The sequence below is a fragment of the Bacillus sp. ISL-75 genome (assembly GCF_018613095.1).
This window is the reverse complement of sequence record NZ_JAGGQX010000017.1, coordinates 94,044-114,883: the sequence shown is the minus strand read 5'-3', so window position 1 is coordinate 114,883 and position 20,840 is coordinate 94,044. Positions and strand designations below refer to the sequence as shown.

Here is a 20,840-nt window from a genome sequence, read left to right as displayed (position 1 = left end):
TATGCGCCTGCGGGGTCTCCCCAGCCCCGTCCTCCCGCAGGAGTCTTCGCGCCTTCCGCTCCAATCAACTTAGCTATAAAATCAACAATTTCCTTTAACATAGCCTAAAATAAAGAGAATTCTGCTCCCATTTAGAAAAACTTCTCCACCAAATCAACTGAAGTGGGTCTGCTAAAATAGTAGCCTTGTATTTTATGCAGCCAATGCTGCATAAATATTGATATTGCTCCATTTCCTCAACACCTTCTGCTACCACATTCATACCAAGATTTCTGCCCATCGCAACCAATGCCCGACAAACCGACTTTTGATTTTTATTATCTAGACCCTGGATAAAGGATTTATCAATTTTGATGGTATATCACTCGTTTGAGGCATTTTTTCGACAATTACTTTTGGATTTGGCAGGCTCCTCGATGGAACCTGTTATTTGACCTTAATCTTGACCACATAGAAAGTAAGGAACAAAAAAAACGCGAGATTGAGATCCCGCGGTTTTCATGAAGGTGCAAAACTTATTCACCCTCCCCAAAAATTGAGAGGCTGAATTCATGGTCAGCCCTCTTTTATAGTATCCTTGCAATATTTCTTGCCGTATTAACAATATTAGAATAGGCATGTTTAAGGGCCTGTTCTAGTGATGTCACTCCTGGTACAAAAGCTCCCCTTAATCTAGAGGATCCTTACACTTTGTTTGTTTTATATTAAATTTCAACCTATCAAGTATGCGAAACGATTAATTCACAATTCCCGTCTACTTTAAATTCATCAAATCCCACAGGGATAATCAGATGAGAGCCCTTCTCCAATCCATATTGCTGACCATTATAAAGAAGTGTTCCCTCTCCCTTAATGACGCTGAGTAGCAAATATTGATCATTAAATGAGAAAGCAGCTGTTCCGCTAACGTCCCATTTGTAGACGGAGAAAAAGTCTGACTCCACAAACGTTGTAATCGTTACATTTTCAACTTCCTTGACTTTTGGAGTAACCCCAGCATCTTGATGAGGCACAGTTGTCACATCAATGGCTTTTTCTAAATGCAGCTCGCGCAAATTCCCTTCTCCATCTCTACGGTCGTAATCATACACACGGTAGGTTGTGTCTGAGCTTTGCTGGGTTTCTAATACAAGTGTACCTTCACACAATGCGTGGATGGTTCCGCTTGGAACATAAAAAAAGTCGCCTGGCTTGATTTTGACTCTGTGCAACAGCTCGTTCCATTTCTCTTCATTAATTTGCTCGACTAATTCTTCTTTTGTTTTCGCATTATGGCCGAAGATCATGTCGGCCCCTTCTTTACAATCGACGATATACCAGCATTCGGTTTTACCAAGATCCCCATTTTCATGAACCTTCGCATAAGAATCCTCAGGATGGACCTGAACGGATAAATCCATGTTCGCATCCAATATTTTCATTAAAAGTGGAAAAACCTCTTCCTTCGGATTTCCAAAAAGCTCTGGATTTTTAAGATATAGATCGTCCAAAGCCATACCAGCATACGAACCATTTTCTATAATCGAAGGTCCATTCGGATGAGCGGAAATTGCCCAGCATTCCCCTGTTTGATTATTTGGAATGTCGTACCCAAATTCAGTTTGTAAGGCGGTCCCGCCCCAAATTCTCTCTTTAAAAACTGGTCTTAAAAATAATGGTTGCACTATTATTACCTCCAAAAGTATCTTTAATTTTCCTCTTGAAATGCTTGATGAGCAAGCATGAGCGATCCAGTAATTCCCGCATTGTCACCTAAACCAGGACCGACAATATATTCAGTAAGATCCGGCAAAGCCACATACTCATTAATAAATTCCTTTAAATACTTATAAACGGAACTAAACACCTGTTTTTGATTCATAACTCCCCCGCCAAGGATGATTTTTTTCGGCGAAAGAATCAATACATATTGCATCAGGGCTTGGGCAATATAGTAGCCTTCTAGGTCCCAAACTTCCATTCGATCCACAAGTTGATCTCCTCTCGCTCCCCAGCGCTCTTCAATGGCAGGACCGGCCGCTAGACCTTCTAAGCAATCGTGGTGATAGGGGCACTTCCCTTGAAATTCGTCATTTGGATGCCGTCTCACAAGAATATGCCCCATTTCAGGGTGTGAAAGTCCTTGAAGAAGCCTCCCTTGAACAATGGCTCCTGCTCCAATTCCAGTACCAACTGTAATGTACAAGCAGCTGTCCAATCCTTTCGCTGCGCCAAAGGTGGCCTCACCCAAGGCTGCAGCATTAACATCGGTATTGAATCTAATTGGAACAGAAAAAGCATCTTTTAATGCTTGTACAAAAGGATAATCTTTCCAAGGTGTTTTAGGAGTTGATGTAATATATCCGTAAGTAGCACTTTCCCGATTCACATCAATTGGACCGAACGAACCCACACCAATTGCCTTTAAAGGATATTGCTTGAAAAATTCAATCACCTTTGTCATCGTTTCTGCTGGTACTGTGGTTGGAATCTGAATACGGTCTACGATATAACCCTTTTCATCGCCCACAGCACAAACAAACTTTGTTCCGCCTGCTTCTATTGCACCCAACATACATAAATTCCTCCAAATAAGAATTTCTACATTTCATTAAAACTAACCACAGATCCCTTTTTTGATTTTCTCCAAATAACATATAGGAATGGAATCATGATGACATATATAATCGGAAAAAGACTAAACGAGACAGGTAAAAGCAGGTCAAAATCAAAGTATTTTCTCATCGCTAAAAACAAAAATACTCCGATGATTCTTCCAACACCGAGTGGAATTTCTCGGATAATGATATAGTCCAAGCGCTTTTCCTTGTACTCGGGGTCCTTCTCAATTGCTTCATAAATCATGGCACTCATCGAGGTGGTAATCATATTTTGTGCTAATGGAGAGACAATTCCAAAAATAATCAACGAAATAAGGACAGGAAGGACCGATAACAAAACAGAACTCAAAAATATACTTACCGAACCGATCGCATAAATGGCGAGACGATATTTCGGATTAGAGAACATAGCTAGCAGATAGAATGTAACAATGGCAACAAGCTCAGCAGCCATATTATAAACTCCTAAACTTAATTCTCCACCAGCTACTTTAAAGGTAATCATCGTAATCAAAAAAGTCCCGTACACGCCTGATACAATCCCATCAGCAAACATTACCTTATACATCTTCTTCCATTCCTGTGATGGATTCTTGATGACATCCCAAAAATAACTTTTTGCTGTAATCGGGTGTCCCTTCACTTTTAGAGAGGTTAAAAAGGATATAAAAAAGAATACACAGGTTCCAATAAAAACGACATAATAACCCAGCATCCCTTCTAATTGCGAAATGATGATCCCTGACAAAACTGGGCCGATTACACCACCGATGGTAAATAGAATTCCTTGTACATATAAAAATTGATCTCGATTATCATTGGTTGTTAAGTCTAATACGGCCAAATGCATGCCGACATAATACAAGCTCATTGCCAATCCAGTTGAAAATCCTAACAACATGATATGATCACTTAATGTGTCATGAAAAATGAGCATAATTAAATAGGTAATCAGATAAAAGACAAATCCTAAACGCATCGTAATCATCGGACTCGTTTTCCTTGCAAGCCAGCCACAAAGTCCAAAACAAAAGATGATCGCGATGGACCAATACAAACTATAATAAGCTAGCAGTGAAAAGGTTTTATCCAGTTTCCATAAGAAAACACTTTGAAAAACACCTGACAATACCCCGCCAAAGGAAAATAAGGCATTCATCAGTAAATAGAACTTTAATTCCGTAGAAAAGGACTTAAAAATTTGAAACATTCTTTGATCTCCTTTTGCAGCGTAGTCGGCCTCAAGGGCCGACAACTCCTGCAACTAGTGGTTAATTATCGCTTTTGATACTTTAAGAATAGGAAAGTTCGCCATTGCTTCTGGCAACTCTTCGACAGTAAAACGATGAGAAATCAGCGACTCTACATCCACCACTTTTTTTGCAATAAGTGAAATAGCTTCTTCATGGGTAAATGGGTTCACGAACGAACCCTTAATGGTAAGTTCTTTTGAAAAAATTTCAAATGGCGAAACAGAAATAACAGTTTCTGGCGCTGCCACCCCAAAAAGTAACACTTGGCCGCCTTTTGCTGCTGATTTAACCGCCAATTCCATACTATCCGCTCTGCCCACACATTCAATCACAACATCTGCTTCTAGCTTAGAAGCATTTATTGGATGGACCACGTCATCAGCTCCCAGCTTATAAAGAAGCTCTCTTTTGTTCTCCGCAGGTTCACTCACAATGATAGAATCAACATTTTGCTGTTTGACCAATTGTAAAAACAATTGTCCAATAAAACCGCCGCCAATAATGAGTACCTTACTTAAGGGTGACAACTCAACCTTCCTAAATCCATGTAAAACACAGCCTAAGGGTTCGACAAGCGCAGCCTCTTCAAAAGTCATTTGGTCTGGGAGCTTGTAACAATTGGCATCGGGCACAACACAATACTCACCCATGCCGCCATCCCTTGTTACACCTACCGCCTGAAGATGATTACATAAATGTGCTCGGTTGCTGCGGCAATACTCACATGTACCGCAATAGATGTTCGGATCAATCGAAACTCGATCCCCTTTTTGGAGGGTTGATACTTCTGCACCTACTTCCACTACTTCCCCTGCCAATTCATGACCGAGAACAATTGGCGGCTGGACTTCAGCAGAACCGGGATGACCATGATAAATATGCTGATCTGTACCGCAAATTCCACAGCTTTTCACCTTTACAATGACCTCTTTTGGTGATGGAGAACGATAGTTCCAATCCATTACCTCTATTTGCTTTGTTCCTTGTAAAACCGCTGCTTTCATACGAGTTCCCCCTCTGTTTTCACACTATTAATAGCCTTCACTCTCAAGGTCTCCCAAGGAACGTCTTTTCCCTCAGCCTGTTCAACCTTAATCGTTCTGCTCTCATTCGGCAGTAAATCAAAGAAGTTATCCTCGATTACAAGCTGCTCCATATCCATTTCAATCGTTACCATTCGCGCGAGCATATTCGTAGATACCGTTAACTCCTTTTTCTCCTGATCAACCGTAACCGTTAATTTCGACTCTTCTAATCTGATATCCTTTTGATCACGGAAGTAATAGAAGTTTTCATAGGTTTTATTATTTTTGGAACTGAGGACGATAACAGCCTCTTCTGGCAGAATTCCGGCTAATGCATCTTGTTCCAATACTGCAGCCACTTGTTTCGAAACATTCGGTTCGATGGAAACCATCCATTGCTTTGAAAATACTTTTTCGCCATTAAATTGATAAACGGCCAGCTCAATTTCATCCTCATAGGTTTCTAACCGATCATTTACAACCCAAACCTTCATCTCCATGCCTGGTTCATGATCAAGCGTTAAAAGAACCGGACTATAGAACTTTCTTGCATAATGATAGGAAGCCTTTGGCAATAAATAATAATCGATAACTGACCAGCTTGTACCCGGCCAGCAGTCATTTAACTGCCAAAATAACGCACCGCTTGTATGTGGTTTATTACGCCTGTAATGTTCGATTCCATACTTCAAACCTTCCGCTTGTGTTAACATCGAATAGGAAATGTACTCATCTAAATCCTTAGGTACTCCTGTATACCCTTCCATTAGCAAAATTCCTTTTGGATGATGAATATCCTTATTGCGATACGCCATTTCTTCGCTTCCCCAGTAAAATTGATCCTTCGGGATATTTCGCTCTAATGTATAGCGATTAGAAGAAGCATGCATGCCAAATTCACTTGCAAAGAGTGTGGTATCATTTTTAAAATTTTTAAATGACAGCCCTTCGACACTGTAATTCACTTTCTGTGGTTCCCCAAATGTCCTCGGCTCTATATTGCCGTGCCAAACCTGCCAATTATGCGTATCTCCCTCGTCCCTTGAGTTATGATCATTTCCGCCAAATGGTGAGCTTGGCCAAAACAGACGCGTTGGGTCAAGTTCTTCAAGTAATTCAGGCATTAATTCATGATAGATTTTTTCACCATAAAAAGGATGCGTAATTTCACCTGATGAATACAACGCTTCATAGAGCCAATCATTCTCATTGTTTCCACACCAAAGAGCCAAGCAAGGATGATTACGCAGCCGTTTGACGACATGAATAATTTCTTCTTTAACGTTGGCCATAAAGTTCTTATTGTAATCCGGATACAGAGCACACGAAAACATGAAATCCTGCCAGACTAAAAGGCCAAGCCGATTACACTCGTCATAAAAAACCTCTTTTTCATAGATACCGCCACCCCATACACGAAGCATATTCATATTTGCATCTTTCGACATCTTGATTAAGTGCTTGTAACGGGAATCTGGAACGGCTCCAATGAAGCTATCGATTGGAATCCAATTAGCGCCTTTCGCAAATACCTTTTCACCATTTAAAACAAAGGAAAAACTATGATTGCCGTTTTCGTCTTTTCGTTGGACTTCGATGGTTCTGATCCCAAAGACTTCTTGTTTTTCATCCACTTTCACACCACCCGCAAGCAATTCAACCTTTAGTTGATAAAGATGAGGCGTGCCAATATCATGTGTCCACCATAGCTTTGGATTTTCCACTTCCAATAGCACTGTTGCGTGTTTGCGGTCTACTTTTACTTTAGTAGAGTAACTTTCTGCCCCAAAGGAGAGGTTAACAAAGACCTCATAATCCTTGTTTTTTGTATGTGCATCCACTTCAATATCTACTTCGACAATTGCATTTTCTGGAGAAATCGATTTCGTTTTCGCAAAGATATGATCAATTTTCGCAAAAGTTCTCTTCTCTAAATGAACATCCTTCCAAATCCCTGCAGCAACTAACCGAGGACCCCAGTCCCAGCCAAAATGACTTTGTGCTTTCCTCGTCCAGATTCTTTTCTTGCTAAATCCTGACCAATAATACTGAACCTTGTCTTTCACATGAACATGAATTGGATCAAATTTAACCGCCAGAACATTTTTCCCTTGCTTCAGCTCCCGAGAAACCTCAAAGCTGTGACTGATAAACATATTTGAGGTTGAACCTAGCTCCACACCATTTAAATAAACCGTAGCAAATGTGTCCAAACCTTCAAAAATCAACTCATAGCGGTGGTCTTTACTAACTTCATCATTGAACTCAAAAGTATTGCGATACCACCAAACCTTGTCCTCTACCCACTGACATTTCAAATCATTGTGTCCGAAAAAAGGATCATCAATCAGGTTTCGGTCAATCAGTGTTGAATGCACATCACCAGGTACTGATGCTGTCATCCAGAAGTAATCAATATATTCAGGTGCAGCGACCTCAAGATCACGACCGGTCCCCACATCAAAATATTTTATTTTCCAGTTATCATTCATTTTCATAATACGTCACCTACCATTGTAAAATGCTTACGAAATCTCAGGTTTACTAGTGAAGCCTATATACGCTAAAAACATATTAAAAAGGCCAAAATCAGTCACGCGATTTTGGCACTTATTTTTTCAAATTATCGATAAGTCAATGAATCTAAGATTTCTTTTAAGCTTAATTCCACACAAGCCATGGATGTATCAGCCACGCCGTAGAACATTTTAACTACATCACCTTCAACGACAGCCCCACATGAAAAGACTACATTTCCAAAGAAACCTTCTACCTCATAATCTGCTTCAGGCTCTAGAATCGGTTGATTTGAACGAGCAATGACTTTAGTTGGATTTTCTAAATCAAGTAATACTGCTCCCATACAATAGCGGTGATCGTCAGTTGCACCATGGTAAAGCTCCAGCCAGCCTTTTTCTGTCTTAAATGGAACAGCACCTCCGCCCATGCGTGCGCTATCCCACATTCCCGGACGTAACCCTAGTAAATGCTTGTGGTTACCCCAGTGCAAGAGATTTGTGGATTCAGCAATCCACATTTCTGGCATCCCTACACTTTTTGGTACAGGACGGTGAATCGCATAGTATTTTCCATTAATTTTTTCTGGAAAAATTAATACGTCTTTATTTTCCGGTGCAAAAATCATTCCATGATGTTCAGTTGTTATGAAGTCTTTTGTGGAAACCATCGATTCTCCTACACCAACAGGTGAAACAGCACTAAAATAGATATAATAAGTATCTTCAATTTTAGTAATCCTTGGATCCTCTATCCCAAATGTTTCTAACTCATTAGATGGATAAACAAACGGTTTCTCATCAATTGTGAAATGATGACCACCATCTTTGCTCCTTGCAATCCGTAAGTATGCTATAGATGTTAAATATTCAAATCCTTGTGTGTCCCCGCTTTTTCGAATCACACGTGGATCAGAGAAGTCAAAGGTAGGATCATCTAAACGGAATTCTAAAATCTCTAGTTCGTTTGTTGTAGGATTATAAATAGGTGCTTTCACAATATTAGCGTCTTCGCTGATTGGGCGCTCTGCTACACGAAGAAGCATAATAATTTCATCGTTATAGGTGGTAATCCCTGCATTAAATGCACCAATAACTTCAAAATCAGCTCGATGTGGTTTCACATCTGCTGGAGTGACTAATGGGTTCTCTTCATATCTATATACATTCATGTTATTTACTCCCTCTATAGTTTTATCGGAATTATTGCTCGTATTGTAAAAACGGATCGACGATGGTAATTTTTTGAGCTTCAGCATCACTAATTCCTGCATAAACATCAGCCGTGCCATCTTGTTTTCGAACTAACCCGCCGCTAAACACGACATCCACTAAGTCTGGGCGCTTCGTTGGACCAGGAAGGAACTGACTTCTTGTTGCGATTAGCTCCATATCAGTGAATATTCCCGTATCCGGGTCAAGCGCAAACACCATTGGATAATAGTGGCGGTTTCCTTCGCCATCAAAGGAGGCAACATGTCCCAATACTCCAACAAGACCATTAGCTAAAAGGTGCGGCTCGTTCGCTCCGCCCCATTCTTCGTCAATGAACTGTTCTTGAAGTAATGGCGCTTCGTTGACCACATCAATGGTCAGTTCAGATAATGAAGAGATCCGAGTCCAGCCAATTTTTCCTCTTCCGCCCTTTTCACCCTGAGGTCTTGTTAATACCCCAATGCTTCCATCTTTTAGTTCAACAAGTCGAAGGTCTTTCATCCCGTCTGGACCTTTTGCAAATTCTTGTAAACTTGCAATCGATTGACCTTTATAAAAAACAGTTCTCCAGCCAAGTTGTCCTTCAGTAGTTGGATGAGGGAAAATTTGAACGCCCCCCACTACTAGCTCTCCAGCAATTCGAGTAAAGAAAGGATCTTGTAACTCAAGAACGGGCGCCTTTTCTCTTGGAACCCACTCATTGTTTCTCTCGACAAAGAAGTATACATTGGAATGTTCACTGTCACGTGACTCCACTCGTCCGGCAATGACAAGCTCCCCTTCATCTTCAAACGGCGCACTAATATTATAGACATCATTTTCACCAATGCCTGAGAATACAATTTTTTCAGGATTGGTTGGTTGTGTTTTCGAAGTATATTCCTCTAAAAGCTGTTCACAAGTTTGAGCATTACCTTTCCTTAACAAGGCCATTTCCTATATCCCCCTTTAAGATCATTGCTTCATTCGCTAAAATTCTTATGACGTTTTCGCCATCCAACGTCGTTCTCTTCGTCGAAAGTAACAACTTCATATCAGCTACTACATCAAGCGTTTTTGATTGATTAGTGAAATTCAAAACTACTAATATATTTTCAAATGAATCCGTTCTGACGAAATAGATCATTCCATCTTGATTCCGTAAAAATTCATAATCTCCGTACTGTAGAGATGAATGTTCCTTTCGCAGTTTCAACAAACTTTTATAAAAAGAAAACATCGATTGCGGATCATTTATCTGGTCTTCAACAGTAACTTTGTCTGCATCCTTCGGAACAGTAATCCACGGCAGCCCGTCTGAAAAGCCGACATTGTCATGTGAATTCCATTGCATCGGGGTACGTGACATATCGCGGGATTTTTCATTCGCAATAACTAGGGCCTCCTCATGTGACTTACCCGCTTGTAATGCGAATTTATAGCCCATGATCCCTTGAACATCCTTCATTTTCGATATATCGTCTGTAACCCAATCTCGCATTCCAATTTCATCGCCGAAGTAAATGAACGGAACGCCCTTTGCTGTAAGCATCAAGGCAGCAACTAGTTTAGCCCGATCCTCATCGCCGCCAAATCGTGAAATATGCCGGGACATATCATGACTTGAAAAGAACAAAGTTGGAATTTGAGTGGAATCATAAGCTTGCTCAGTTCCCACTAATTGCTGATAGAGCTTATCCGCATCAAACTTTTCCATGCTTCCGATATTAAAATTAAAGACAACATCTAATTTGTTAAGACCAGAGTATTGCTTAAGAATATCCAGTTCCTCGGAACCAACCTCACCAACGAGAAATTTATCCGGATACTGATGAACAAAATCGGCAATTTCCTCAATAACAGTTAAAACACCCTCCTGGTCCTTATCATATAAATGGATTTGTTCCTCATCATATGGATTGTCTATAAACGAATCATTTACCTTTAAGAAGTTGATGACATCTAGCCGGAAACCATCGATTCCCTTTTCAAGCCAAAACTTCATCACATCAAACATGGCATATTTCACTTCAGGATTGGCCCAATTTAAATCAACCTGTTCCTTCGCAAAGGCATGGTAATAATATTGGTTCGTCTCACTGTCATATTCCCATGCAGAGCCTCCAAAGAAAGATTCCCAATTGTTCGGCTCATCTCTCCAAATATACCAATCTCGTTTCGGATGTTCCTTTGACGACTTTGATTTTTGGAACCATTGATGTTCAGAAGAAGTGTGATTGAGTACTAAATCTGCAATTACCTTGATACCACGTTGATGTGCTTCTTGTATAAACGTTTCAAAATCCGCCATCGTTCCATAATCCGGATCGATCCCATGATAGTCGGAAATGTCATAGCCGTTATCGACCTTTGGTGATGGATAAAACGGAGTCAGCCACAATCCGTCAATTCCCAATTCTTTAAGATAGTCGAGTTTAGAGGTAATCCCAGCAAAGTCACCGATTCCATCACCATTTCCATCTTTAAAGCTCGGCATGTAGATTTCATAAAATGTCGATTTTTTCCACCATTTAACCATTGTGTAAGAACTCCAATTCTTTTACTTAAGTGTAAACTGCATACCTTCTTGGAACTTTTTCGCGAACAGCAAGAAAATAATAATGATCGGAAGTGTTAACAACACAGATGCTGCGTACATCGGACCTGGATAGCCGCCGTACGGACCGAACATTTGTGATAAAAGGACGTTCAGCGTTAGCATATTATCGCTCTTCGCCACTAACATATCCCATAACAATTCAGTCCATCTTTCCATAAACAAGAATAAGAAGATAACAGTCGTAATCGATTTCGACATTGGCAGCACGACTTTAAACATAATTTGCAATTCACTCGCACCATCTAATTTTGCTGCTTCAATAAATGTATCTGGTATCGCCTTAAAGAAGTTCGTATACATAAACACCGCCCACAAACTCATCGCTTTCGGCAAAATCATTCCCCAATAAGAGTCATACATTCCGAGTCGTTGAATCACAAGGAACGTCGGAATTAACAAAATGATCGCTGGGAAAAACATTTGAAATAAAATAACGTTATTAACTGTGTCTCTTCCTTTAAAGGGCATTTTCGCTAATGCATAAGCAACCATTACCCCAGTTACCATCATTAAAAAGGTTGAAGCACCTGAAACAATAAAACTGTTAATAAACGCATTAAGCCATGGCCTCGGGATGACCGCTTCTCCTCCACCGAGCAGCCATTGATACGATTTCAAACTGTACTCTGTTGGAATTAGCTTCTTATCTACTTGGTCCCAATCAGCAAAAGAATTTAATACCATATAAATATACGGAAAGATCATAATCAGTAAGAGAACAACGGCAATTAGGTAACGAAACCATAATCCATTTTTCTTAGCTCCACCCATTTCGTTTCCCCCACATTTCTAAGAGTTTTCGAATGATTAAAATTGAAACAAACGTTACTACCGAAGCGATAATTGCAATCGCTGAAGCATAGCCTGCTTGAAGATTTGAGAACGCTCTTGTAAAAATCTCCATTTGCCATGTATTGGTTGCAAAATTTGGTCCACCGCCTGTTAATTGGTAAACCTCTGTGAAAATACCAAACGTAACTCCGATTGATAAAATTAATACGGTGAATAAAGCAGGGTAAAGGAGCGGGAAAGTAATTTTCCAGAAACGCTGCCAAGGAGTTACCCCATCAATCATCGCCGCTTCGTATACTTCCTTACTAATGCTCTCAAAACCTGAAGTTAAAATAAGGGCGTAGTACCCGGTGAATTTCCAAGCGATAATCATTGCAACCACAAAGAGTGCTGCAAACGGACTTCCAAGCCAATTAATATCTAATCCAAGGGAGTCTCGCAAGAATTCATTTACCGGACTGTTGTACGATAAAATCCCTTTTACGATAAATGATGATACAACCCCAGATGCTAAATAAGGCAGGAAAAAACCAATTAAAAATAGCCCTTTAAATTTAGGTAATCCTTGAACGATTAAGGCAACGATAATCGAAGATGCCACAACCAACGGTACAAATAAAGCCATAAATTTAAAGCTTACAAAAAATGCACTTTGAACACCTGGGCTCTTGAAAGCCTCCATGTAATTTTCCAATCCAACAAAACTAAAAGTTGGTGCAATTAAATTCCAATCGGTAAAGGATAAAAACAGTGACCACCCCAGTGGGATTAGAAAGAAAACGACCGCATATATAAGATAAGGACTGGCAAATAGCCAGCCCATCCTTCCTTGCTTAGTGCTCATTATTTAAGAGCCCCCTCAATTGCTTCTTGCATATCCTTCCAGGCAGTTTTCGGATCTTTCTCACCTTTGACCACTGGATTAAAAGCATGTTGACCAATTAATGTTTGGATATCATTGTATTTCGCGTTATCCATTGGAGGGACACCATTTGGAACGGCAGCTGCATATGGTTGTAATGCAGGGTTTTTGTCAAAGAACGCTTTAAACGCATCATTTGATGTTAAATCATCACGAGCAGGTGGTAAGCTTGTCTTTTCAAGCCATTTCGCATCATTTTTAGGGTTCGAATATACCCACTTAATGAATTCCATCGCTGCTTTTTGTTCTTCTTTTGTTGCAGAAGCGTAAACAACTAGACCTTTTGTATCAGCAAACGTTTTAACATTGGCAGTATCCATACCATCTGGTACAGGTGGTGCTGCTAAAGTATAAGTTTCGTTGAATTTCATATCCGGGAATTTTTCTGCCCAGTAAGGAATAGTCCAAGGACCAACATCGACGAAAATTCCTAACCCACTTTCAAACGGATCTTTTGACTGTCTTGTTAATAATGCATCTGCTTTACGTAGATCATCCATTAAGCCAAGTACCTGTTCGCCAGCTTTTTTATCAGCAGTGAATTTCGTTCCTTCAACAAACTTGTTACCGTTTGATGCAGCATCATACAACATGAAGAAGTCGAACCATCTTTTCCAAGCTGTTGGGTCGGCAAGGTCTGCTTTTGCCCATAGATATTTCTTTGGATATTTTTCCTTTAATTTCTTCGCCACATCTAACATTTCGCTATATGTTTTTGGCGGCTCGTTATAGCCAAGTTCTTTTAAAATGTCCAATCTCCAACCAAATAACATCGCATTGGAGTAAATTGGTAATACGTATTGGTGGCCGTCAGCGAATTCCCAGCTCTTCATAGTATTTTCCATGTTACGGTTTTTCTTAACTTCGTCCCATCCATCTAACTCATCTAATGGAACAAGTGCTTTACTGTCAGATAATTGAGCGGCAAAACCACGGTTAATATTTTCAGACATGGTTGGTGCACTTTTACCAGCGATTGCCGATTGAATACTTGCTTCAGATGTCGGGCTTTCCTTCATCGGACTAACATTAACTTTGATTTTAGGATTTTCCTTCGTAAACTCTTCTGCTACTTCCTTCCAATACACTTGCTGTGTTGGGTTTGGAGCAGCCCAGAATTCAATCGTTGTTACTCCATCTTTCGTGCCCGTACTTTTCTCCTTATTACCTGTAGAACAGGCAGCAAGACCAGAAACTGTAAGCGAAGCTGCGAATAAGATTGATGCTACTTTTTTCATTTTCATCTTCTATTCCTCCAATGACTAATATCTAATCCAATCTTTTATAAAAGTAGTAATGCCCTAATCAATTAGTAAACTAAACAAATTATTACATTGGTTCCAATGGCGTCATTTCCTCATCTGACAGCGCTACCAATAGCTTTCAAAAAAAAGTATACTATTTGTAATCCAAGTCAAAAATTATGGTATTAACCGAAACCCCTCATTTCTCAACATGCAATAATATAATTACAAAACAAAAAAATAATTATTTAGTAACGTTATTAACCACCTAACAAATGCAATTATTGCACCTTATTTTCATAATGTCAACTATTAATCTTTAGATTATAAAGTTGAAAATGAATAACTTACAATGATCGTCATATACACGACTATTGTAATTTTCAGTATGTAACGTTACAATGTAATTACAAACAATTACATTTAATTATTATGATATACATTAAGGGAGAACAAAGAAATGGAAAAAAAAGTGACCATGCAGGATATAGCGGATCGGTTAAATATCTCGAAAAACTCCGTTTCCCAAGCATTATCTGGAAAGCCGGGAGTTAGCGACGAAACCCGAAGGCTTGTACAAAATACTGCGGATGAACTAGGTTATTCCTATTCTAATAGTAGGAATCAAAAGCAAGTTGAAAAAAAGACACTAAAAAACATCGCTCTAATTGCTTCTGATTATGCTTTTTCCCTCAAAAGCTTTTTTGGTGAAATTTACTTAAGTATTGAAAAAGAACTGCGAGCACGTGGGATGAATTTATTTATTGAACCAATTGATAGCATTTCAATCGAAAATTTAACGCTTCCTTCTTTATTAACAAATCATGAAATTGATGGAGTTATAATCTTATCTCATATTAGTACAGACTACACCGCGAAAATTATTAGTACTGGTATCCCTACGGTTTTAATTGATCATCATGAACCTTCCTTACAGTCCGATTCGATTCTGACAAACAATCGCTTTGGAGCATTTACGGCTGTCGAGCATCTCATACAACTTGGACATCAGGACATAGCCTTTGTCGGTGACGTTGATATTTCTCCAAGCTATCAAGAGAGATTAGAAGGATACTTACTTGCTTTACGAAGATATAGGAAACAACCTAAGGAAGCATTCATGTTTACAAACGCACAGGAAAATTTAAATGAAATCAATTTATTCATCGATAACCTTGATGACCAGCCTTCCGCGTGGTTTTGCGTGAACGATGGCCACGGATTTCTAGTGACATCCGTTTTACAGCAAAAAGGCTTCAAGGTACCTGAAGATGTCTCTGTATGCAGTTTTGACAATGGACAATTATCACAAATTGCCACTCCTGCGATTACGACAATGGATATTGATTTAAATTATTTTGGTAAAAAGGCAGTCGAACGGCTTTGTTGGAGAATGGAAAACAAAGATGAACCGATCCAGGAGATCCTGTTACCTACCAAATTAATCATAAGAGAGTCCACTGCTCAGAAAAAACAACAATCATCGGAGTGATTCATTTGAAAACCATTTATATTATTTCTGGACCTTGCGGAGTGGGTAAATCCACTCTTGCAAAAGAACTAGCACGAACAGTAAAGAAAAGTGCCCTTATTAAAGGCGATAACTTCCTCTCGATGTATGAGGAAGCCTCTGCACCGCCTTGGGAAGAAAATTTAGTAATCATGTGGAAAAATATGCTTTCAGTAACGCAAACATTGATTCAACATGATTACAACGTCATTATCGATATTGTTGTGGAAGATGAGTTAGAGTGGTTCTGCAAGCATTTTGCATATCTGAATCTAAAAATTAAGTATGTGGTTTTGCGGGCTGATGAGAACATATTATTAGAACGCTTAAATAAACGGGGTGATCAATTTTTAATTGACCGCTCCTTATTTTTGCTAAATCAACTTGAGAATTCACCAGCAAATAAGAAACATCTTTACGACACCACTCATAAAAGCCCGACTGAAATATTAAAGGATATTATGAATTCTTCTGATTTTGATTTAGATATTTCAAAATAGTATAGCATTTTCAAAAGGAGGTCCTTCATGACCAATTCAAATAGTGCACCAGAAATCAACCTATCTCTCGTGAAACGGTTGATTTCCGGACAATTTCCGCAATGGGCAGACCTTCCCCTTGAGCCGTTCAACTCCACCGGGACGGAAAATGCAATCTATCGGCTTGGTGAGGATATGTTCGTGCGATTACCTCTTGGCGATTGGGCCATCCAGCAGGTGGAGAAGGAGCAACGGTGGCTTCCGTTCCTCGCCCCGCACCTACCGATTACCATCCCTACACCGCTCGCGTTTGGGTTGCCCGCCGAGGGTTACCCCTGGCGCTGGTCTGTATATCGATGGATCAAGGGTGAAAACGCAATTATGGGGCACATCGACAATCCATACCAAGCGGCGACTGAACTGGCTGAATTTGTAACTGCTCTGCAGCGGATTAATCCCGCCGGCGGTCCGCCCCCAGGGCATCACAACTTTGGACGCGGCCTGCCACTTGCCATGCGAGACGATGGTGTCCGCGAAGCAATTGCAAATCTGCACAACACGATTGATACCGATGCGGCAACCCTAGCGTGGGAATCAGCCCTCCAGACACCCGTGTGGGACGGACCACCCGTCTGGATCCACGGAGATCTCCTTCCCGGGAACCTCCTTGTCGAACAAGGGCGACTCGGTGCCGTCATCGACTTCGGTGGACTTGGCGTGGGAGATCCCGCAACTGACTGGATGTTCGCGTGGAATTTGCTTTCCGTCGAAAACCGGGAAATGTTGCGTGCAGCGCATTCAGTTGACGACGCAACCTGGGCACGAGGGCGTGGCTGGGCATTGTCAGTAGGACTGATTGCCCTTCCTTACTACCAAAGCAGCAATCCCGTGTTCGCCGGAGTCGCCCGTCGTCTTATTGATGAAGTTCTCGCCGATTACAAGAAAGGCGTATGATTTGAAGTTACTTTACCGAAAAGTTTTTGCTTTTTATAAAAGACAATAATGGGGATTCACGGTAATCAGACAAGATTACCGTGAACCCCCAAAAATTCCGCTTCCAGGCATATTTTTCCCAAAAATAAAACATTCAATTATGATTCAAGCTCTTCTTGTGTAGGAGACTCAAAAAGGAGCATGTACTCTTTAAGGTTTTCCTCAAGTAACCGAAAAGTACCTGGAGGAAGTTTAGCATTCCTTCCCGCCAAGCGCTCTAAAAGAATCTCTTCAGGCACATCTAAAAAATGAAGTTTAAAGTCAACCCCTAACTCTGCTGCTCTCGCGCGAAAATCATCTCGCTCGCTGCGACCCCACAATCCAAAGTCTAAAATCACATCAACTCCCAGAACTAACACTCTAGCAGCAACATCCCAAAGAAGACTTTCCACTAAGTCGTGCCTAGCATCGTGATCCTTATCATCCATATCGTGTCCAAATAAGCGAATATGCCATTCATCTGGAGTTAGTCTTAGTGCAGAATATTGCTTTTCAAGCTTTCTTGATAGTGTGGTTTTGCCACTACACGGAAGACCAACCATTAAATGCAGTGTCGTCACAGTCCACACCCCCATTCCAATGTCCATTTTTCACTATCCGTTTTATAGTTTAGTCGTGTTCCTTTCTATCATTTCGGTAGTAAGCAATATCTTCTCAAACGGTTTTTCCATATTTTCGATTCGTCGATAGAGCTGTACCACCGAGCGATTTGCAAAATACTCTTTGTTTATCGCAATCGTCGAAAGCTGAGGTAAAGAAAGTGTTGCATAAATAGAATCGTCAAACCCACAGACAGAACATTGCTCAGGTACGTGAACCCCAAGTTTATCCAAGCTTCGAGTAATCAAAAAACCGATGTGATCATTTGCGCAAAACCAGGCATCTGGCAACAAGTGTAATGACTGGATATAGGCATTTACCAAAGACTCCTGCTCATTTACATGGTGGTTTATCCATTGACTTTCAACAGAAAGCCCCTCTTCCTCCATCGCATCACGAAATCCTTCAAATCTTTCACGATAGCTCGGTGACTTTGCTATTTCTCCGATAAAGCCAACCGACCTCGCTCCTTTAGTTATCAATTGTTTAGTAGCTAGATAAGCTCCCTTTCTGTTATCCGTCAAAACAGAATCCACATTCAGATTAGGATCATGATGATCGACCAAAACAACTGGAATACCCGATTGAATGATCGCTTGAATGAACTCCTTTCGAAGATGAGATAGTATCAGGAGTCCATCTACCTTTTTTTCAGTTACAAAGGAAGGCAATATCAAGTTTTCTTCACTTTCCTTATCCACTGCATGAAGCAATAAATGGCCTTCTCTGCTTTTGATTTCCTTTTCAATATGTAAATTAATCACACCAAAAAAGGTGTTCTCAGCAAATATTTCCTCTCTAGCAATTAATCCGATCATGTGAGCAGACTTTATAGTGGTTTTCGTTTTCAACTTTTCCATCGGGTACCCAATTTCCAGTGCTGTGACCAACACCTTCTCCCGTAATTCTTCACTTACACCTGCCCGTCCCGTTAATGCCAGAGACACAGAGTTCTTTGAAATTCCTAGATGATCAGCAATTCGTTGCATCGTGGGTTTCCTCATTGTAACCCTCCCAATTTGATATCCTTTTTATATGGTACAAATTTTGTCAAGTGATTGTCAAGTAGAGTTATTTTCAACAAAATACCCCTAATAGTGGTAATTATCTCCCGAATTATAACCATTACTTTCGATCCATTTAATTGACAAAACAATATTGTAAATTGATAAATCACGTGACAGGTGGTAAAATGAATCGACACCATGACACCGCTTACAATTTATTATCATATAGGGGGATATTATGAAAGCATTTCAATGGATTCTTGCTTTACTTCTAGTATTTAGCTTGTCTGTTCCAACAGGAGCTAAAGCCATGGAAACCGAAAAGGTTGAGGTTAATCTTGATCACCTTGATTTTTTGAATGAAGAAGTCACCATCGATGGGAAGGACATGTTAATTACCCATATTTATTCGGAATATCCCGATTATAACTGGGTTGATGCATCAGGAGAAGGAATTGCCTGCGTTGACGATGTAGCCCGGGCAGCGATAGTTTATTTAAATCATTATGAACAAACTGGCAATATGGAATCGCTGGACAAGGCAAAAAAAGCATTAAACTTTGTCATGCATATGCAAGCTGAAGACGGAGAATTTTATAACTTTATTAATCGTGATTTTTCCATCAATACCGATGGCCCTACTAGTAAAAAGTCTTTTGACTGGTGGGCAGCTCGAGGTATGTGGGCACTCGGCCATGGATATAAAGTCTTCTCGAAGGCTGACCCTGCTTATGCAAAAGAATTAGAGAATAGCTTTTTACTAGCAAATGATGCCCTTCAGAGAAAAGTAAACAAAAATTATGGTGAATACACGGAGATCCATGGCTACAAAATCCCTGCCTGGATCGGTGGATTTGATGCAATGTCTAACAGTTTACTAGGTTTAGCAGAATTTTATAGCGTCAAGACCCTTCCCGTAATCAAGGATTCCATGCTCAAAGTCGGACGAGGACTCGAAGAATATCAATTCGGTTCAGCCGATCAGTATCCTTTTGGCGCTCATTTAGATTGGGAAGGATCCCCTACTCTCTGGCATGCATGGGGTAGCGGTCAATCTTTCGCTCTTGCTAAAGCCGGATCCGTATTGAAGAAGAAAGAATGGATTGATTCTGCTAAACAAGAAGCGGACCAATGGTTTAGTCATCTCCTTGTGTCTGGCATGATTAAAGAAATGGCACCTACCGCAACAAAAGATGAACAAATTGCTTATGGAGTCAATATGCTTACTCAGGCATTTGCAGAATTGTATAAAGCATCCCATCAGAAAAAATATGCCCAGTATGCTGGTATCACAGCTTCCTGGTTCACTGGCAACAATGATGCAAACTTTGTGATGTACGATTCAAATACAGGAAGAGGTTATGACGGATTAAATGGAGTGACTGGAAAAGTGAACAGGAACTCCGGTGCAGAATCAACGATTGAAGCCTTACTTGCTATCCAGGCTGTGCAAGTGATTCCACAAGCGAAGAGTATGCTTCATGTGAAAACAACTGAAAGGCACACGACAGAAGTTTATGAAGCTGAAGGGTTCACAGCACAAGAAGGAACGCCCGAAATCATCACTCCCGCTAGTCCATGGACAGGTGATGCACTTTACAGCGGAAAAGTAGTGAAATTATCTAAGAATGATAGTATCAAATTAGAAGTTGAACCTAAGAAAAAAGGAGAGTACCTCCTGTACGCAGCTCTAGAGAGAAAACATTCTCAAGAAGCAATAAATTTGGAAGTTCGCGTGGATGATCGTCTGATCCGTACCGTCCCAGTATCCGACTCTCCAGACTCTGATTATTTAACGCTAGTGAAATTAACTGAGCCAATCAAACTTGATACAAACAAACATAAGGTTACTCTTACGCTAAAATCCAACAGCAGTGAAGCGTTATTGGTAGATAATCTAGTGCTTCAACCAGTTGCGGAATACGCCACATTCACCAAGGGAAATGGAGAATCCTATAAACTGGAACGGAATTTGGTAAAAGGGAAGAATAAATTAAAGTTAGTTCCAGCAAAAAAATAAATAACCTATTTTCCACTTAAAGCAAACACCCTTGTCTACTTCTTGGACAAGGGTGTTTGCTTATT

At 40.3% G+C, this 20,840-nt stretch carries 18 protein-coding genes; 4 read left to right on the top strand and 14 right to left on the bottom strand.

The window, feature by feature from the left end:
* Positions 1-94 precede the first annotated feature (94 nt).
* The 12 genes from J7E63_RS30475 to J7E63_RS07680 all read right to left on the bottom strand — a co-directional run bounded on the left by J7E63_RS30475 (position 95) and on the right by J7E63_RS07680 (position 14,160).
* On the bottom strand, positions 95-349 hold the full coding sequence (locus J7E63_RS30475) for an EAL domain-containing protein (RefSeq protein ID WP_374193710.1): 255 nt from the start codon (positions 347-349) through the stop codon (positions 95-97).
* A gap of 370 nt (positions 350-719) precedes the next feature.
* The gene (gene manA, locus J7E63_RS07730; protein WP_215010929.1) at positions 720-1,667 is read right to left on the bottom strand and encodes a mannose-6-phosphate isomerase, class I; all 948 of its coding nucleotides are present in this window, start codon (positions 1,665-1,667) and stop codon (positions 720-722) included.
* 20 nt (positions 1,668-1,687) lie between these two features.
* Positions 1,688-2,554 (bottom strand): ROK family protein, encoded by an 867-nt coding sequence (locus J7E63_RS07725; RefSeq protein ID WP_215010918.1) that lies wholly within the window; start codon positions 2,552-2,554, stop codon positions 1,688-1,690.
* Positions 2,555-2,580: 26 nt separating this feature from the next.
* Positions 2,581-3,810: an MFS transporter gene (locus J7E63_RS07720; protein ID WP_215010917.1), complete on the bottom strand. Its 1,230-nt coding sequence runs from the start codon at positions 3,808-3,810 to the stop codon at positions 2,581-2,583.
* A 54-nt stretch (positions 3,811-3,864) separates the two neighbouring features.
* Positions 3,865-4,857, bottom strand: a complete 993-nt coding sequence (locus tag J7E63_RS07715; protein WP_215010916.1) for a zinc-dependent alcohol dehydrogenase family protein — start codon at positions 4,855-4,857, stop codon at positions 3,865-3,867.
* Positions 4,854-7,376, bottom strand: a complete 2,523-nt coding sequence (locus tag J7E63_RS07710; protein ID WP_215010915.1) for a beta-mannosidase — start codon at positions 7,374-7,376, stop codon at positions 4,854-4,856. Before J7E63_RS07710 ends, J7E63_RS07715 begins: the two co-directional genes overlap by 4 nt.
* 125 nt (positions 7,377-7,501) lie before the next feature.
* The gene (locus tag J7E63_RS07705) at positions 7,502-8,566 is read right to left on the bottom strand and encodes a BtaManbiosPhlase (protein WP_215010914.1); all 1,065 of its coding nucleotides are present in this window, start codon (positions 8,564-8,566) and stop codon (positions 7,502-7,504) included.
* 31 nt (positions 8,567-8,597) lie between these two features.
* Entirely contained in the window at positions 8,598-9,542 is a 945-nt protein-coding gene (locus J7E63_RS07700; protein WP_215010913.1) for an MTP-1 family protein, read from the bottom strand.
* Positions 9,520-11,127: a glycoside hydrolase family 13 protein gene (locus J7E63_RS07695; protein ID WP_251033419.1), complete on the bottom strand. Its 1,608-nt coding sequence runs from the start codon at positions 11,125-11,127 to the stop codon at positions 9,520-9,522. The genes J7E63_RS07700 and J7E63_RS07695 overlap by 23 nt, the downstream gene beginning before the upstream one ends.
* Before the next feature lie 21 nt (positions 11,128-11,148).
* Positions 11,149-11,979 carry a carbohydrate ABC transporter permease gene (locus J7E63_RS07690; protein ID WP_088089797.1) on the bottom strand — a complete coding sequence of 277 codons (831 nt, stop codon included), beginning with the start codon at positions 11,977-11,979 and terminating at the stop codon, positions 11,149-11,151.
* The gene (locus J7E63_RS07685) at positions 11,966-12,844 is read right to left on the bottom strand and encodes a carbohydrate ABC transporter permease (protein WP_088089798.1); all 879 of its coding nucleotides are present in this window, start codon (positions 12,842-12,844) and stop codon (positions 11,966-11,968) included. Before J7E63_RS07685 ends, J7E63_RS07690 begins: the two co-directional genes overlap by 14 nt.
* The gene (locus J7E63_RS07680; protein WP_215010927.1) at positions 12,844-14,160 is read right to left on the bottom strand and encodes an extracellular solute-binding protein; all 1,317 of its coding nucleotides are present in this window, start codon (positions 14,158-14,160) and stop codon (positions 12,844-12,846) included. The genes J7E63_RS07685 and J7E63_RS07680 overlap by 1 nt, the downstream gene beginning before the upstream one ends.
* 466 nt (positions 14,161-14,626) lie before the next feature.
* Here J7E63_RS07680 and J7E63_RS07675 point away from each other — a divergent pair, with 466 nt between their 5' ends.
* Genes J7E63_RS07675 through J7E63_RS07665 form a run of 3 tightly spaced genes read left to right on the top strand, consistent with a single transcriptional unit; the run spans position 14,627 to position 17,109 of the window.
* On the top strand, positions 14,627-15,658 hold the full coding sequence (locus J7E63_RS07675) for a LacI family DNA-binding transcriptional regulator (RefSeq protein WP_215010912.1): 1,032 nt from the start codon (positions 14,627-14,629) through the stop codon (positions 15,656-15,658).
* Positions 15,655-16,176, top strand: a complete 522-nt coding sequence (locus J7E63_RS07670) for an AAA family ATPase (protein ID WP_374193708.1) — start codon at positions 15,655-15,657, stop codon at positions 16,174-16,176. Before J7E63_RS07675 ends, J7E63_RS07670 begins: the two co-directional genes overlap by 4 nt.
* A 27-nt stretch (positions 16,177-16,203) precedes the next feature.
* Entirely contained in the window at positions 16,204-17,109 is a 906-nt protein-coding gene (locus J7E63_RS07665) for an aminoglycoside phosphotransferase family protein (protein ID WP_215010911.1), read from the top strand.
* A 137-nt stretch (positions 17,110-17,246) separates the two neighbouring features.
* Here the strand turns inward: J7E63_RS07665 and J7E63_RS07660 are convergent, their stop codons facing one another.
* Positions 17,247-17,708 carry a P-loop nucleotide/nucleoside kinase family protein gene (locus J7E63_RS07660; RefSeq protein ID WP_215010910.1) on the bottom strand — a complete coding sequence of 154 codons (462 nt, stop codon included), beginning with the start codon at positions 17,706-17,708 and terminating at the stop codon, positions 17,247-17,249.
* Positions 17,709-17,750: 42 nt separating this feature from the next.
* Positions 17,751-18,752: a LacI family DNA-binding transcriptional regulator gene (locus J7E63_RS07655; protein WP_215010909.1), complete on the bottom strand. Its 1,002-nt coding sequence runs from the start codon at positions 18,750-18,752 to the stop codon at positions 17,751-17,753.
* A gap of 241 nt (positions 18,753-18,993) precedes the next feature.
* Between J7E63_RS07655 and J7E63_RS07650 the strand changes: the two genes are divergently transcribed.
* A complete protein-coding gene (locus J7E63_RS07650; RefSeq protein WP_215010908.1) occupies positions 18,994-20,775 on the top strand; it encodes a hypothetical protein in 1,782 nt (593 codons plus the stop codon).
* The last annotated feature ends 65 nt before the right edge of the window (positions 20,776-20,840 follow it).